A 15,746-nucleotide genomic window follows, 5' to 3' on the forward strand; every position below is an offset into this window, starting at 1 on the left:
AACTTGCCGACGTTCCCCTGGAAGCGGTCTTGGTACGGCACGCCGAGGGCCTGCCGGGCCAGGTCGTATCCGGTGACCAACCAGCCGGGCTCACGTGTGCAGGGATTCACTTACAGCTGCTTCCAATCTCGCGACAGTACGTGTTTGCCTTGGAGGCTAAGAGCCCACGCGGATGGTGTGAACACGGGAGCAGGGAGTATCACAGGCACGGAGCCTCAAGTCGTCAATGAGGATCTTTCATGCCTGTTCGCCATCATGGCTGGCCGAACCGCTGTGGGTCCAGTTCGAGGCGCTGCCGTCCCGGCGTCCGGTTTATGACCCTGTCCGTCCCCCTGGGCTGATATCGGCGCCGAGTCGCAGATATTGCCCTGGACGCTTACGACCGAATGGTGACGCTCACAAATCCGGCCGAACTGCCGGTAACAGACGATGTGACCTTCCCGTGACCGGTGTGCAGATGTACTGGCACGTAGTGCGGATCTCGGTGCTGATGTAGTCCGGAGTGGGCGGCCGTGAGCGACCGGCCAGACTGATCGGCATCCCCGCGGCGTTCGTTGTCCGACAACGACAGGGGCGGAGAGATTGATGGTGCTTGGGGGACCAGAGCGCGAGCTGGGAGAACTCGCCGAAGTGTTCGAGTCCGCGTTGCCGGGCCAGGGCGGCGGCGCGGTGATCAGCGGTCCCGTGGGGAGCGGCCGGACCGTGCTCCTCCATGAGTTCGGCCACCGCGCGCAGACACATCGACTTGCCGCGCGACTCCTCCAGATCGCGGGTCGCCCGGTCACCGACGTGGCTGCCTGCCTGCTGACGGCAGGCTGGCCGGCGGAGTGCCGGGCCGTCAGGCAGGGTTGTAGCAGCACGCTGCACCCGGTCTCCGTGAAGAAGCCGGCGACCGCCCGGGGCTGTGCGGAACGGATCACGCGGTCGACGGGCGCGAAACATGCCGATGGTGTGACGATGGAACGACGCACTGACGCGGTGAACGATCAGACTGTGCCTGCCAAGGAAAGGTCCAGCGAGGACGCGCAGGAGAGCGATCTTAGAAGGCCGGCCGAACTGCTGAGCGAGGCCGAGCGTCGCGTGGCCATACGCGCCGGCGAGCTCTACATCACTCGGAGCACGGTCGAGCAGCATCTCATCCGGATCTATCGCGAACTACAGGTGCGGACGCGGGAGCATCTTGGCCGGCTCGCTGCCGCGATTTTTGCAAAGAGGACGACATCGTGCCCTGTTGAGGGGCGAGGTCGCGCCGCTGTACGGCCCGGCTCGGCGAATTCGGGGTTGCGGTGGCGTGCCGGCGACAACCCGGCTCGGGACCAGTCGGCGCCTACGGTGATCACGCGGTGTGGACCTCTCCACCATCACGGTCCTCCCCGAGGCTTCCGGCCTGTGCGGGGAGAGCCGATCTTGGCTCACGGTGCTCACGTTGCCGCCGGGCACGACCCACGCCGATCTCGCTGGCAGCGGCTACGTGTCCACGTGTCCAGGTTTCTTTCGTCGCGGCCGCCCGCTCCGCGGCAAGTCCCGTCAGTCTTCCCTCCAGCCGATCGGCGAATTCCGTCCATATCGCAGCATGTGCTCGTGCCAAATCGGTAACACTGGAACCCCAATGCGGGGGGACGTTCATCAGGATGCGGTCCCAGTCCTGACCGGGGATCGCATGCAGGGTGAGCAGTCGCAGCAGGTTCCGCCCGGTCTCTGTGAGCCGGAGCGCGGGATCGGCCTTCAGCCGGTTCAAGGTGGTCAGGCGGTCCTGATCCGCGGCGGGCAGGAACCTCTGCCCGGCATCGCCTCCGCCCTGGATGGGTGGCCGGCCCGGCGGCATATGGGATCTCCTGCGGCCCGCCGGAATAGGGCTCTCCCCACGTTCAAGCCGACCTCTGACGTCCCGGACCGTCTCCGGGGAGAGTCCTACCTTTCTGGCGATCTGCCGAAGCGACAGGGTGGGATCGCTGCGGATGAGTTCAGCCGCCTGCCTGCGCTCCTCAGTGCCGTCCAGGGGCCGGACCCGGCCGTCCTGCCCAATACGCACCTCGCCTTCCACCCGGCTCCCGCGCAGATCCGCGACGGTCCCGGCGGACACCCCCGCGACCGAGGCGACCATCCGATCGGACCACTCCGGATGGCTCCCGATGATGCGCCGGGCGGCGCGTCTTCGATCGGCGATCGTGAGAGGCAGGCCGTGTTCGATGTTCATGCGAACTGCCATGACGAACGCGTCCGCCTCACTGCCCCTGAAGAACCGCGCGGCGATTGTGCGCTGACCCCGCAGGCGGGCCGCGCTCAGCCGGTGCAGCCCGTCGATGACCCGCATCGATGGGAGGTGCACCAAGATGGGTGGCATCTGCCCCTGGGCGGACAGCATCGCCTCCAGGTGCTCCGAATCCTCGCCGGCGATCCGCGGCGAGAGCGCACCCGACAAATGCTCTAGGTCAACCTCGACGATGGGCAAGTTACTGATGTTCATGTTCGTCGGATCCACGGTTGCGCCCCGCTCATATCGTGGCCGGTCAAGTGTTGTTCTGTCCGCACCCCGTTGCGACCTCCAGTAATTTCGGTCGCGTCCCCGTCGAATTGTGCATGTGTCCTGTCTGCGGCTGCCCGCATGCCACCTCCTGGTATCGGCGCCCCACGCACATTCACCACAATAAACGTAAATGCCCCCTCTGCGCCGAACCACCCCTAATCCAAAAGCATAAACGCCCCGTCCGTGGCCGAATCACCCCCAATCCGAAAAACGTAAATGCCCCCCTGTGGCCGAATCACCCCTAATCCGAACTTTTGTGATCTTAGATGAGTCGCAACGCTCCGATCTGCCGAAATAGCGGTATCGGCCATGTCATTCCGCTCAGACGTCAAGACACGGACCTGCGATCGCCGAATACATTCCTGCCGGTCAGTGAAGCGCAGACAGCACAGAATCAGGCAGCGACTCCGTAGTTCCTGATCAAGGCCCACTTTCGCCGCCTTTGACGGCGAAAGTCGACCTAATCACGCATGGCCGAATCGCCCCTAATCCGGGCAGCGCCTACCCCTATTTCCGTGCGGCTGGGATTGCGCGCGAACGTAGTCCGTAGTAAGCGCGCGTCCCGCGGCGAACCGCAACCGGCGAGCCCCAGGGCCCCACGGAACTCGGCCGCCAGCAGCCCCAGCACGTCCCGGGCGCCGTCCTCACCGCCGACGGCCAGGCCGTACATGAGCGGGCGGCCGACAAGCACCGCCGACGCGCCCAGGGCGATTGCCTTGACGATGTCCTCACCGCAGCGGACTCCGCTGTCGAGCAAAATCTCACAGGAGCCTGCCACCGCATCGGCGATCTCCGGCAGCACGTCGATGCTCGGTATCGCACCGTCCAGCTGACGCCCTCCGTGGTTGGACACCACTATCCCGTCGACGCCCATATCCGCCGCGCGCCGCGCGTCCTCCAGGTCCAGGATTCCCTTGAGCACCAGCGGCAGCCGGGTGCGCCCGCGCAGCATGTCCACCCACGCCCAGGTGACCGGGGCGAATTCGAGTGCTGTGTGCACGGCGACCGCCGAGGCGGCAGGGGCATCGCCGGCCGGTCGCCTGTGTGCCGTACTCCTTCCGCCGAGATTGGCCGCCGTCACCGACTCCGGCAGGGCGAACCGGTTACGCACGTCCCGCAGGCGCCGCCCCATCCACGGCACGTCCACCGTGACCATGATCGCTTGGCACCCGGCGACTTCGGCGCGCTCCACGAGTTCCAGGCAACGCCGCTCGTCACGCAACCGGTACAGCTGGAACCAGGTCGTGCCCCCCACGGCAGCGACTTCTTCCAGCGCGACACTGCTCATCGTGCTGACGGCGAACGGAATTCCCGCCGTCTTCGCCGCACGCGCCGCGGCGAGCTCCCCTTCGGGATGCAGCAGCCGCTGGTAGGCGATCGGGGCGGCCGCCAGGGGCATCGACACCTGCCTGCCGAGCAGGCTGGAAGCGGTAGAGCACTCCGCCACGTCTCGCAGCGCTCTGGGGACGACGAAGATCGACTCAAACGCGGCGAGGTTCGCCCGCATCGTGCTCTCCGCACCGCTCCCTCCCGCGACGAAGTCCCAGGTCTCGGAGGGGAGGACGATGCGGGCGGCACTTTCGTAGTCGGCCACGCAGCTCAGGATCACCCGGTCTGCTCCAGCTCCACCGCCTCGTACAGCGCCTTGATGTTGGCGCTGCCGAACGTCTCCGCACCCCGTCGCTCGATGATCTCGAAGAACAGGGTGCGGCGCGGGTGCACCGAACGGGTGAAGATCTGGAACAGCTGGCCGCCGTGATCCTCGTCGATCAACAGGCCGGTCTCCCGTAGGTCCTTGATCGGGTGCGTCTTGGGCGTGATCCGCTCCGCGAGCAGGTCGTAATAGGTGTCCGGGGTGGTGAGGAAGCCGACCCCCCGCGCTGACAGGCTGCGAACCGCGCGGACCGCGTCGTCGCTGGAGAACGCCACGTGCTGCACCCCATGACCGTGGTGGCTCTTGAGGAAGTCGTCGATCTGGCCTGGCTGGGCGCTCGGGTCGGGCTCGATCAGCGTCAGCGTCACCCCTCCGGACGCGCTCTGCACGACCTGGGACTCCATCGCCTGTGCCCCCACCACGATGCGCTCCTGGAAGATGTCCCGGAAGCCGAGGGTCCGGACGTAGTGCTCCACGGTACGGCCCAGCTCGCCGGCGGGAAGGCAGATGGCGAGGTGGTCTATTGCCAGCAGAGGGACCTCGCCCGCTCCGGCACCGTGTGAGCGCGGTGAGCGGGTGAACCCGGCCGGCAAGTCGGTTTCGCCGCCTGGATCGCGCTGGACCAGGGTGTGGACGACGTCGCCGAACCCCTCGATCGTCGCTGTGATGATGCCGTCCCCGGTCCCCTCCGACGGCGCGTGCCAGGCCGGCTCACGCACCGGTGTCGCGCCCGCCGCCACGGCGGCGTGGAAGGCGGCGCCGACGTCCCGGGTGCGCAGGGCGACGTCGGCCACGCCATCACCGTGGGTCTGTACGTATTCCGCGGCGGGATGCCGGTCCGAGATCGCCTCGGTGATGACAAGGAGCACCGGCCCGTTCCGCAGTGCGACGCTGCGGTGATCCGCCGAACCGCCCGTGCCGACGACGGTGAAACCGTACTTGTCCACCCAGGTGAATGCCTCTACCTCAAGGTTGCCGACATATATTTCAAGGTAGTCGATTGAAAGGTCGGATAATGGAGATTCCGGAGCCATATCAGGCCTCCCTAGAAGCGATTCATTTCTTATAGATTTCCTTTTTTCTGCGGCATGCGTCAAGGACATTGCCTTTGACACCCAATGGACCTGAGAGCGAAATCAGCCGGGGCGGCATTAATACACTCCGCCTATTCCCTGCCATAGACTGAGGAGCGCTGTTTCAGGTTTCACTAACCTTCGCGGGCGACGCGAGCCGGCCCTGTGCCGCGTGACGGGCCTGTTCCTCGGCCGTCTGCTCGACCCGTGCCATCGCCAGGCGGAGGACGGGTGCCGCCAGCACCGAGGTGATCATGGCGACGAGGATGATGATCGTGTACATCTCCACGGTGAGCACGCCCAGCCGCAGCCCGACCGTCGCCACGATCACCTGGATGACGCCCCGGGCGTTCATGCCCGCTCCCAGAGCCAGCCCCTCCCACCGGTTCATCCGGCTGGTCCAGGAGCCGAGGAAAGCACCGAGGAATTTTCCCGCGCACGCGACGGCCACCATGACCACCGCGACCCAGAGCACCTCCGGCCGGGCCAGCGCGCCCAGGTCCATGCGCAGTCCGACGGTGGCGAAGTAGAGCGGGGCCAAGAGTCCCAGCACCACGGTCCGCAGCGGCGCGAGCCTCGCCGGGTCAGGCGCCGCGGCGCTGATCAGCAGGCCGGCGACGAATGCGCCGAGGACCGGCTCCATCCCGAGGGCGTGCGTCCCGGCAGCGGACAGCAGCACGATCACCGCGGTTCCGATGATCGTGGGCGAGTTGTCCTTGTACCTACCGGTCAGCCGGAATGTGGCGCGCACCAGGGGCCGGCCGACCACGACGGCGACCAGCAGCACCCCGGCCAGGGCCGCCACGGAACCTGCCACGGTCCCTGCGCGCACTCCGAAGGTGGCCATCCCCGACACCACCGACAGCATCAGCCAGCCGAACGCGTCATCGATCATTCCGGCCGCGAGGGTCAGCTGCCCGACGTTGCGGTGCAAAAGGTTCATGTCGTGGAGCGTTTTGGCGATCACGGGGATCGCGCTGACGCACATGGCCACCCCGAGGAAGAGCGCGAACACGGCCGGGTCGGCGGGCCCTCGCATCGAGACCGGCAGCATCAGCCCGGCCGCGACACCCATCGCCAGCGGTACGGCCAGCCCGAAGGCGCTCAGCCGCGCGATCGTCGCGCCCTGCCGACGGATCAGCCGCAGATCCAGGTGTGCGCCGGTCAGGCCCACCAGCAGCAGCACCCCGACCTGCGCGACGGCGTCAACCAGGTGGAACTGCGCGGGGTCCGGCGGGAACAGCCATACCAGCGGGCCGAGAACCAGGCCGGCGGCGAGCTCGCCCACCACCGGCGGCATCCGCAGCGCCGCCGCCGCGCGGCCCAGCAGCAGCGCCACCAGCAGCAGAGCGCCGACCTGGAGGAGAAAGAGCAAGAGGGGGCCGGCCCCGATCAAGGGAGCGGGCTGGTTCATGCGGGCCGGTACGGCAGCCAGGACAGCCCGTCCGGCGACGCCACCAGGCCCCCTGGGAAGAGCGGCACCTCCGGCTCCGCGTCCTCGCCGAGCATCGCCCTCATCTGGACCTGCCCTCCTTCGGCCATCACCTGCTTGACCACCGTGGACTTGAACATCGGCACCATGTTGCCGTCGTCACTCACGGCGACCTCCTCCACGGCGGCCGCGAACTCCGCCGACCGCGACCGCAGCCGACCGGTGGTCGAGCTCGTCAGGACCTGCTCGCCGGATGACACGCCGCCCACCAGGTCGACGAACGATTCGATCTCGGTGTGGTTGTTGCGGGTGACCTTCTTCGCCTGCCAGAAGTACGAATCCTCGTCCCGGTGCATCTCATAGAAGGAGACCAGGAACTCGTAGAAGACCCCGTACTCACGCCGGTACCGCGCCTCGTACTCCGTCAGGGCGACCTTCTCGTCCAGATCGCCGGAGAGGACGCTGTTGATGGAGCGGGCGGCGAGCAGCCCGCTGTACGTGGCCAGGTGTACGCCGGAGGAGAACACCGGGTCGACGAAGCAGGCGGCGTCCCCGATCAAGATCATTCCGGGTCGCCAGAAGGAGGTCTGGTGGTAGGAGTAGTCCTTGCGGATACGCAGTTCGCCGTACTGACCGGAGGTCACCCGGGTCGCGTCGGCCAGATACTCCGAGATCAGGGGGCACTCGGCGATGAGAGCGGCCAGGGCCTTCTCCCGATCGCCCTGGATCTTCTCCGCCATCTCCCGCCGGACCACGGCGCCGACACTGGTCAGCGTGGGGCTGAGCGGGATGTACCAGAACCAGCCGGAGTCGAAGGCGACGCTGAGGATGTTGCCGGAGTTCGGGGCGGGCAGCCGCTTTCCGCCCTCGAAGTAGCCGAACAGCGCCAGGCTGCGGAAGAAGTCGGAGTACTTCCGCTCCCCGCCGACCTTGGAGTAGAGGCGGCTCCTGTTCCCCGAGGCATCGACCACGAACTGCGCCCGCACCTCGTGCTCAGCGCCGTCGGCGTCGGTGTACCTGACCCCAGCCGCCCGCCCCTCCTCCCCCTCGATCAACGCGGTCACCGCGCACCCCTCACGGACCTCGGCTCCCTTGCGCCGGGCGTTCTTCAGCATGAGCTCATCGAACCGGGAACGCTCGACCTGGTAGGCGAAGGACGTCGGCCCGGAGATGTGCGGAGAGACGGAGAAGGAGAACGTCCAAGGCTCGGGCCTCGCTCCCCACCGGAAGGTGCCGCCGCGCTTCACCGGAAACCCGGCCTCCGCGAGTTCCTCGGTGAGCCCGAGGAGCCGGCAGATCCCGTGCACGGTACTGGGCAGCAGGGACTCGCCGATCTGGTACCGAGGGAAATGCTCCTTCTCCAGCACCAGCACGTTGTGTCCGCGCATGGCTGTGAGAGCCGCCAGCGTCGAGCCGGCCGGCCCGCCGCCCACTACCACCACGTCGAACTCTTCGAAAGTCATTCCGTCACTCCTCGCTGCTCCTCGGTGATCTACTGCACCAACCCTGCATCGCCGCGTCCTCAGGCAACAGCGGGGCGGCGTGGACACTCCCTCATCGCCCCGTCCAGACGGGGTCGCGGTTCTCGGTGAAGGCGCGGACGGCCTCGATGCTGTCCGGGCTGTGGTCTCGCTTCTCGTACCGCACCCGCTCGAATCGACGGCCGGCGCCCACGCTCATGCCGCTCCCCGCCTCCGCGCGAAGGCACGGGCGTTGCCGATCACATCGGCGTCGTGCACGCGCAGCGCCTGCTGCAGCGCGAACTCGGCCATGTACCGAGCGAACTCCGCGGGCCGTTCCTCGGCGAGGTTGAGCATGCGCCGGTTGATGGGTACGGCCTCGGAGCCGAGCCGTTCCAGGGCCCGCGCGATCGCCGCGTCCATCTCCTCCGGCGCGACGACCTCGTCCACCAGCAACCGGGCCTCGGGCTCGGCCGCATGGATCGGCCGGCCGCCGAGGATCATCTGCCGAGCCAGCCGTGGCCCGGTGAATCGGGTGAGCCGAAGGTTCGCGACACCCGGGACGATGCCCTCTTTGGCCGCGGGAAGGCTGAGGTAGGCGTCCGACGCCGCCAGCACGTGATCGAGGACGAGCAGGAGCTGTGCCCCGCCGCCGATGGCGAAGGTGTCGACGGCCGCCACCCACGGCTTGTCGAGATAGGGGGAGCGCCACGAATCCCCGACAAGCACGCCGCGGATTAGTTTATGGATGTATCCCAGCTCCCGCCGCAGCAGGAAGGCCACCAGCGGGATGTCGCCCGAGCTCAACTTCTTCAGGTTGATGCCCGCGCAGAACACCCGCCGACCGGCGTATCGGGGATGGCTCATCGGCCCGCCGCGCAGCAGTCCCACCCGGACGGACGGGTCGAGCAGAGCCAGGTCGACCGCCGTCTCCAGATCGTCGACCTGGCGCTCGTCCTCGGCGTTCAGGCAGTCGTCCCGGCACAGGGTCAGGTGTGCCACCCCGTCGCGGCGCTCCACTCGGACCGATTCCAGCTCCGCGATCCCCGACTCGGCGAATCCGGGCAGCAGGTCCAGGGCGCGCACGGTGGGGCGGAGCATGGCGTCCAGCAGATGCGGAGCCGCGACCGGGGAGCACAGGATGCCGCGCAGGAAGATCGCCTGGTCGATCTCGTACCCCTCCTTGTCCGCCTGTTCCCGGGCGGACTCCGCCGCCATCTGTGTCTCCAAGGGCACCAGCCCGGGATAGCCGGCCGCGGCGGCGGCGAGGAGCTCGTCGATGCGCAGGTACCGGGTCCGGCCGTCGGTAAGACGGTCATAGATCGCCTCCGCGTGCACCGCCATGATCCGGCTGCGCCGCGCCCTGATGGCGTCCAGTGCCGCGGCGGCGGCCGCCCGCTGCGCCGCGGTCCGTACGGTTGGCACCGGCATGGCGGCAAGCAGGTCGTCGAGCTGCCGGGCGTCCTGCTCCAGACCGGCCAGGAACGCCAGGTCAACGGTCACGGCGCGGCCTCCCTTCTGAGGAAGCGGTCCGCCGCGGCCAGGTGCGCGCCGAGCGCTTCCTCGAAGCCGGTCGAGACGGCGTCGAGGATCAGCCGCCGCCGAATCGCGATCTCCGGAGCGGCAAGGGCGCGGCTGGTCTCCGCGAGCGCCGCGAGCGCCGCGGAGGTGTCCTCGCGCACCTCGTCGAGCAACCCGAGTGCGAGTCCCCGGCTTGCCGTGATCGGGGTGCCGAGCAGGACCGCCCGCCGGATGCCGGCGGCCCCTGCCTGCTGGGCGAGCCGGTGCACGGCCATGCCCGGCCAGGTGGCGTCGTGCCCCGTGGGGAGCAACAGCCGGGCCTCTGGGGTGGCGATCCGGACGTCGGCGGCGAGGAGAACATCCAGGGCCGGGCCCGCGCAGTCGTCGTACACCACTGCCGTGGTGAGCCGGCCGAGACGCTCGAAGCGGCGAACCGCCCGTTCCCATTTGGTCACCAGTCCGACCGTCAGGTCCTCCGTCCAGCCGGCCGGTGGGACGCCCGTGACGTGGACCGTGACCAGGCCAGGCTCCCGTCCGTCCGGCTGAACTGCGGCGTCGGCGCGGTCACACAGGGCATCCAGCTCCCGGATCGAGGCGGCTGTCAGCGCACGGCCGCCGTCGACACGCAGCGTCAGATCATCGCCCATCCCCGGGCTCACCATTGGATCAACGCCGTTTCGATCGTGGAGCCAGGCCCCATGGTCATCATGACCCCGTAGTCCCCTGGGCGAGTCACGCCTTCCTCGGCGAGCCGCTCGTAAGAGAACAGGAAGGAGCCGCTGGACAGGTTGCCGTAGTCCCGCAGCACTCCGGTGGTGTGCCGTACGTCGTGTCTGGCCAGGCCGAGATTGATGACGATCGCATCGATGACCTTCTTGCCACCGGAGTGCACCAGCCAATGGGCGATGTCTCCGCGGCGCAGGCCCGTGCCGTACAGCAGGCGGTCGACGATCAGCTCGGCGTGCGCACCCACCACGTAGGGGATCTGCGGGTCGAGGAAGAAGCTGAACCGGCTCCCGGCGGAATCCCAGTCATAGCGCATCGCATCGACCGCGTCGGTGATGATGAGGCTTTCGAACTTCAGAACGCGGGGCCCCTTCACGGGAGCGTCGCCGGCGACCATCGCGAGGGCTGCGGCCCCGTCGCCGAACAGGCTGTTCACCACGGCGGTTCGCATCGTGCCGTCGAGGGCGTAGGCGGCGGAGCATGCCTCGCTGCACAGCACCACGCCGAGCTCGCCGGGATGGGCGGCGGACCAGCCCGAGGCCATCCCGAGCGCGTTCAGGCCGGCGTTACAGCCCATGCCGACAATGTCGGCGCGGCTGCAGTGGGGGTCTATGCCGAGTTCGCGGATGATCAGGGCGGACAGTCCGGGGGTGAGGAATCCCGTCGAGGTGACGCAGCACAGGTGGCGCAGGTCGGCGAGGGTCGCCCCCGCCGATTTCAGGCAGGCTTCCAAGGCCTGGCAGCCCATTTCGACGGCGACCCGCTTGTGCTTTTTTAGAAGGTCACCCTGCGGTTCCGGCCGGCGACCTCCTGCGGCGTCCGGCGGCGGGAGCGTGAGATGCCGTCGCTCGATGGCGCTGTTCAGGAAGAGAGACCGCACCTTGGGGTCTTCGATGGCGAGGAGCTCCAGGAGCTCGGTCTGGGTGTAGGAGATGCCGGTGGTGGCGGTGCCCACTCCCGCGATCGTGGTGATCCCGGTCGGCACGGCGGGTGCGGTGACCTCGGCGGACGCGAAGCACTGGGCTGCGGGCGTCATCGGTACATCCACCCCCATGTCCTGAGCTTGCTTCTGAGCACTTGCCTGACCTGTGACGCGGCCATGGATCTCGCCCTTCGCATCAGTAGCGGATGTGATTTCCATTTATGGAATTCCGCCCGGCCATCGTCAATAGGAGGGGCTTGACAGCTGGACGCCCAGAGTTGATTCTCATACCCCGTGACCGCAGAATCATTTTCCACGAAATTGGACAGGGAAACGCTGCACAATTCACTCACCGACCCCGCGATCGCCTCGATGAACTTGCTGAACGAGATCGCCGACAAGTATCCCCGAGCCATTTCGATGGCCGCGGGGCGACCGTACGAGGAATTCTTCGACGTCAAACTGATCCACGAATACCTCGACGCCTTCTGCGACCATTTGCGCCGGGATCGGGGGATGGACGAAGCCGGAGTCACCCGCACCCTCTTCCAGTACGGCACGACCAAGGGTGTGATCGGCGAGCTCGTCGCCCGCCACCTCGCCGAGGACGAGGACATCCACATCGACCCGGCGTCCGTGGTGGTCACTGTGGGTTTCCAGGAGGGGATCTTCCTGGTGCTTCGAGCGCTGCGGGCGAGCGACCGTGACGTGCTGCTGGCATCCGCCCCCACTTACGTCGGCCTCATGGGCGCGGCGCTGCTCACCGAGATGCCGGTGTGGCCCGTGCGGTCGACGGAGCACGGCATAGACACCGGCCACCTGCTCGAACAGGTGAAGGTCGCCCGGGAGCGGGGGCTGCGGGTCCGGGGCTGTTATCTGACGCCGAACTTCGCCAACCCCACCGGTGTCAGCCTGGATCTGGCCACCCGGCACCGGCTGCTGGAGATCGCCGAGGCGACCGGCCTGCTGTTGCTGGAGGACAACGCCTACGGACTGTTCGGCGAGGAACGGCTCCCGGCACTCAAGGCGCTGGATCAGACCAAATGCGTCGTATACCTCGGTTCCTTCGCCAAGTCCGGCATGCCCGGTGCCCGCGTCGGATACGTCGTCGCGGACCAGCCGCTGACTCCGAGCAGTCCTGGTGGAGACGATCCCGGCGGATTCGCCGACGAACTGTCGAAACTCAAGGGCATGCTCACCGTGAACACCTCCCCCATCGCCCAGGCGGTGATCGGAGGGAAGCTGCTGATGCACGACAACAGCCTCGCCCGGGCCAACGCCAGGGAGGCCGCCGTCTACCGGCGCAACCTCGGCCACACGCTCGACGCGCTCACCCGCCGGCTCGGCGCCTGCCCCGGGGTCACCTGGAACTCCCCCACCGGGGGGTTCTTCATCACCGTCACGGTGCCTTTCGCCGTCGACGACGCTCTGCTCGAACACGCAGCCAGGGACTTCGGCGTCCTGTTCACGCCGATGCACCACTTCTACGGCGGCTTCGACTCGGGTGCCTGCGGAATCAATCAGCTGCGGCTGTCGATCAGCCTGCTCACCCCGGAGCTGATCGAGGAGGGTGTGTCGCGGCTCGCCGCGCTCATCAGCTCGCGGCCGGCGGACCCCAGGTGACCGGGAGCCGCTTCGCCCCGTGGGTGATCGCCTTTCGGAACACGATGTCCTCCGCGGGTACGGCCAGCCGCAGGTCCGGGAAGCGCCGCCAGAGCGCCTGGTAGGCCAGTCGCAGCACCACCCGGGAGATCGCCGAGCCCAGGCAGTGGTGCACGCCGTGCCCGAAGCCGACGTGCCCGGCGATCTGCCTCCTGAGGTCAAGGACGTCAGGGTCTGAGATGAGGGCCTCGTCGCGGTTGGCCATGGGCAGCGAGCAGACGACGATCTCGCCGGCCCTGATCGTCTGACCGTCCACGACCACGTCGTTCAGCGCCATCCGCGGCGTCGGCTGGAATGTGATCGACAGGTAGCGCGTCAGCTCGTCGACCGCCCGGTCCGTGACCGTTCGATCCTCGAAAATGACCGGGATCTGGTCCGGGTGCTCCAGCAGCGCCAGCACCCCGAGTCCGAGCATCCCCGAGATGTTGTCCAGGCCGGCGAGAAGCACCACAGTGATCATGCCGCGCAGCTCGTCGTCGGTGACGTCATCGCCGTGCTCCCGCACCAGCATGCCGATGAAGCCCTCGTCGGGCTGTTTCCGCTGAAGCCCGATCAGATGGTCGAGATAGCCGTTGAACGCCATGCTGTCGGCCGCGCGCCGCTTGCTGCCGCGGCTCATGTCGAGGTGCAGGCCGCAGCGGCGGAGGAACTCGGCGCGGTCGTCGCGCGGCACCCCGATCAGCTCGCACAGCGTTGCGCCGCCAACCGGCTCGGCGTACATGCTTTGCAGGTCGACGGACGGTCCTGCATCCTCGATGAGGTTCAGGTGATCCTCGATGATCTCGCCGATCACCGGTTCGAGCCGGCGGATCCGGCGGAGCGTGAACTCCGGCGTGAGCATCCGCCGGAGCCGCGTGTGCTCAGGTGGGTCGAGGTTCATCAGGTGCCCGACGAGCTCCTTGACCATGGTCACGCCTGTGCCGTCGATGGGTTCGCCGGCGGTCAGCCGGCGGCGGGTGCTGAAGTTCTCGTGGTCCCCGAGGATCCGTCGCACCACTTCGTATCCGGTGGCCAGCCAGATGTACGCGGTCCCGTCCACGTCCAGCGACCCGAGGGCATGGCCGTTGATCTTCAGCAGGGGCCCCCTCTTCCGCAGCGCCCGCAAGCTGTCCGTCGGTTCCAGGTGCTTCCTGGTGATGATGAAGTCCGGTTCCGGGGTCACCACCTGTGTCGCCTCATCGACCACAAAGCCCGGCGTCAAGTCCTGCATCACAGCTCCCTCGCAGAGGTTCTCGGGCGACTTTCCGTGCGCGTCGCTCATCGGGGACAGCGCCGTTCACCAGCTCAGCGGCAGTTCCAGCAACGTGAAGACGTTCGAGCTCGGCGGGCGGAAGCGGATCTCCTCCACCGGCACGGCCGTCCGCAGGGAGGGAAAGCGCGTCACCAGCGTCGTGAACGCGATCCGCAATTCCATTCGCGCCAGCGGCGCGCCGAGGCAGTGATGAATGCCGTGGCCGAAGGCCACGTGCCTGGATTCCTTACGCGTGATGTCGAACCCGTCCTGGGCCGGGTCCGCCCGGTTGGCGGCCAGCAGTGAGCAGAACACCGCCTCGCCCTTCTTGATCATCTGCCCGGCGATCTCGACGTCCTCTGTGGCCGTACGCGGGTCGAGCCCCTCGAAGACGGACAGATACCTGACGATCTCCTCGACCGCCTGCTCGCCCAGCTCGGGCCGTTCCCGCAGCAGGGCGAACTGCTCGGGATGTTCCAGGAGGAGCAGCGTCCCCGCCGCCAGGCAGCTCTCGGTCTGCTCGACGCTGGAGTTCATGACGACCGCGCAGAGTCCGGCGAGCTCTTCGTCGGAGATGTCCGCGCCGTGTTCCCGTGCCATCACCCCCAGCATCCCCTCCCCTGGGTCGCGACGGAGCCTGGCGGCCAGCTCCCGCATGTAGGCCAGATAGGCGTGCCCGTTGAGCACACGCCGCCGCTTGCCGCCCCGGTGTGCGGTGAGCCGGATCAGCTCGTTCCTGTCGTCGAGGGGGATGCCGAGGAACTCGCAGGCGACGCGGGCCGCGATGGGCCCCGCCACGTCCTTGAGGAACTCGACGGGCGGACCCGTACTCGCCATCGCGTCCAGATGGTCGTCGACGATCGCCTGGACCCGCGGCTCCAGCGCCTGCATCCGGCGGACGCTGTAGGCGGGCGCCACCATCCGCCGGAGCCGCGTGTGCTCCGGCGGGTCGAGCTGCAGGAGATTGCCCGGCAGGGCCATCTCCTGGTGATTGAAATGCGTTCCGATCACACGCTTGTCGAACTTGTCCGACCCCAGGACCTCGCGCACAGCTTCATATCCCAGGGCGAACCAGTGGACCGCCGATCCGTCCTCGAGAGGGATCCGGACCAGCGGACCCCTCTCGAGCAACCGCGTCAACTCGGCTGACAGATCAAGTCGGTCTCTCAGATGCAGGACTCTGTGCTCCGGCGCGACCATGGATCCATGCTTTCCGGGGCGGCGCCCCACTCTCAAGGTGTCCAACCGGCGATGACGCGCACTTGGACCGCATGTCGCCGTGCTGCGCCACGCCGCTACCGGCTCACGTCCGAGCGTCCGAGGAACGCCCGTCCATCTGTGCGACGAGGCTCTTGGGCCGCAGGTCGGTCCAGTGCTCCTCGACGTACTCCAGGCACTCCTGCCGGCCGGCCTCGCCGTACACTGCCGTCCACCCCTGCGGGATCTCGGCGAAGGCCGGCCACAGGGAGTGCTGCCCCTCGTCGTTGACCAGCACGAAGAAGGTGCCGTCCTCGTCATCGAACGGGTTGGTCATGGTG

The 15,746-nt window shown here is 67.7% G+C and carries 13 protein-coding genes; 1 reads left to right on the forward strand and 12 read right to left on the reverse strand.

All coding sequences use genetic code 11. From position 1 onward, the window contains the following. Positions 1 to 1,336 precede the first annotated feature (1,336 nt). From Ssi02_RS32090 to dpgA, 9 genes are all read right to left on the reverse strand, one after another. On the reverse strand, positions 1,337 to 2,467 hold the full coding sequence (locus tag Ssi02_RS32090) for a ParB/RepB/Spo0J family partition protein (RefSeq protein ID WP_204031318.1): 1,131 nt from the start codon (positions 2,465 to 2,467) through the stop codon (positions 1,337 to 1,339). A 520-nt stretch (positions 2,468 to 2,987) separates the two neighbouring features. Then, positions 2,988 to 4,136, reverse strand: coding sequence for an alpha-hydroxy acid oxidase (locus Ssi02_RS32095; RefSeq protein ID WP_204031319.1), 1,149 nt, complete (start codon positions 4,134 to 4,136; stop codon positions 2,988 to 2,990). Further along, positions 4,133 to 5,215: a 4-hydroxyphenylpyruvate dioxygenase gene (gene hppD / locus Ssi02_RS32100; protein WP_204031320.1), complete on the reverse strand. Its 1,083-nt coding sequence runs from the start codon at positions 5,213 to 5,215 to the stop codon at positions 4,133 to 4,135. The genes Ssi02_RS32095 and hppD overlap by 4 nt, the downstream gene beginning before the upstream one ends. Positions 5,216 to 5,378: 163 nt before the next feature. After that, complete coding sequence (locus Ssi02_RS32105; protein WP_204031321.1) at positions 5,379 to 6,668, reverse strand: cation:proton antiporter; 1,290 nt, start codon at positions 6,666 to 6,668, stop codon at positions 5,379 to 5,381. After that, positions 6,665 to 8,149 (reverse strand): tryptophan 7-halogenase, encoded by a 1,485-nt coding sequence (locus Ssi02_RS32110; RefSeq protein ID WP_204031322.1) that lies wholly within the window; start codon positions 8,147 to 8,149, stop codon positions 6,665 to 6,667. Before Ssi02_RS32110 ends, Ssi02_RS32105 begins: the two co-directional genes overlap by 4 nt. 91 nt (positions 8,150 to 8,240) lie before the next feature. Then, positions 8,241 to 8,366 carry a hypothetical protein gene (locus Ssi02_RS39470; RefSeq protein ID WP_275410769.1) on the reverse strand — a complete coding sequence of 42 codons (126 nt, stop codon included), beginning with the start codon at positions 8,364 to 8,366 and terminating at the stop codon, positions 8,241 to 8,243. Continuing rightward, a complete protein-coding gene (gene dpgC, locus Ssi02_RS32115; RefSeq protein ID WP_239130175.1) occupies positions 8,363 to 9,649 on the reverse strand; it encodes a (3,5-dihydroxyphenyl)acetyl-CoA 1,2-dioxygenase DpgC in 1,287 nt (428 codons plus the stop codon). Before dpgC ends, Ssi02_RS39470 begins: the two co-directional genes overlap by 4 nt. Next, positions 9,646 to 10,314, reverse strand: a complete 669-nt coding sequence (gene dpgB / locus Ssi02_RS32120) for an enoyl-CoA-hydratase DpgB (protein WP_239130176.1) — start codon at positions 10,312 to 10,314, stop codon at positions 9,646 to 9,648. The genes dpgC and dpgB overlap by 4 nt, the downstream gene beginning before the upstream one ends. Positions 10,315 to 10,322: 8 nt before the next feature. Then, positions 10,323 to 11,429 (reverse strand): 3,5-dihydroxyphenylacetyl-CoA synthase DpgA, encoded by a 1,107-nt coding sequence (gene dpgA / locus Ssi02_RS32125; RefSeq protein ID WP_204031324.1) that lies wholly within the window; start codon positions 11,427 to 11,429, stop codon positions 10,323 to 10,325. A 258-nt stretch (positions 11,430 to 11,687) separates the two neighbouring features. On the opposite strand from dpgA, the gene Ssi02_RS32130 reads away from it, so the two are divergent. Further along, a complete protein-coding gene (locus Ssi02_RS32130; RefSeq protein ID WP_204031325.1) occupies positions 11,688 to 12,938 on the forward strand; it encodes an aminotransferase-like domain-containing protein in 1,251 nt (416 codons plus the stop codon). Here Ssi02_RS32130 and Ssi02_RS32135 read toward each other — a convergent pair. The 3 genes from Ssi02_RS32135 to Ssi02_RS32145 all read right to left on the reverse strand — a co-directional run bounded on the left by Ssi02_RS32135 (position 12,910) and on the right by Ssi02_RS32145 (position 15,742). Further along, positions 12,910 to 14,187, reverse strand: a complete 1,278-nt coding sequence (locus Ssi02_RS32135; protein ID WP_239130178.1) for a cytochrome P450 — start codon at positions 14,185 to 14,187, stop codon at positions 12,910 to 12,912. The genes Ssi02_RS32130 and Ssi02_RS32135 overlap by 29 nt on opposite strands. A gap of 66 nt (positions 14,188 to 14,253) precedes the next feature. Beyond that, positions 14,254 to 15,408, reverse strand: a complete 1,155-nt coding sequence (locus Ssi02_RS32140; RefSeq protein ID WP_373870227.1) for a cytochrome P450 — start codon at positions 15,406 to 15,408, stop codon at positions 14,254 to 14,256. 103 nt (positions 15,409 to 15,511) lie between these two features. After that, positions 15,512 to 15,742 (reverse strand): MbtH family protein, encoded by a 231-nt coding sequence (locus Ssi02_RS32145; protein WP_204031327.1) that lies wholly within the window; start codon positions 15,740 to 15,742, stop codon positions 15,512 to 15,514. Positions 15,743 to 15,746: the final 4 nt, after the last annotated feature.

It is taken from the genome of Sinosporangium siamense (genome assembly GCF_016863435.1).
GTDB lineage: Bacteria > Actinomycetota > Actinomycetes > Streptosporangiales > Streptosporangiaceae > Sinosporangium > Sinosporangium siamense.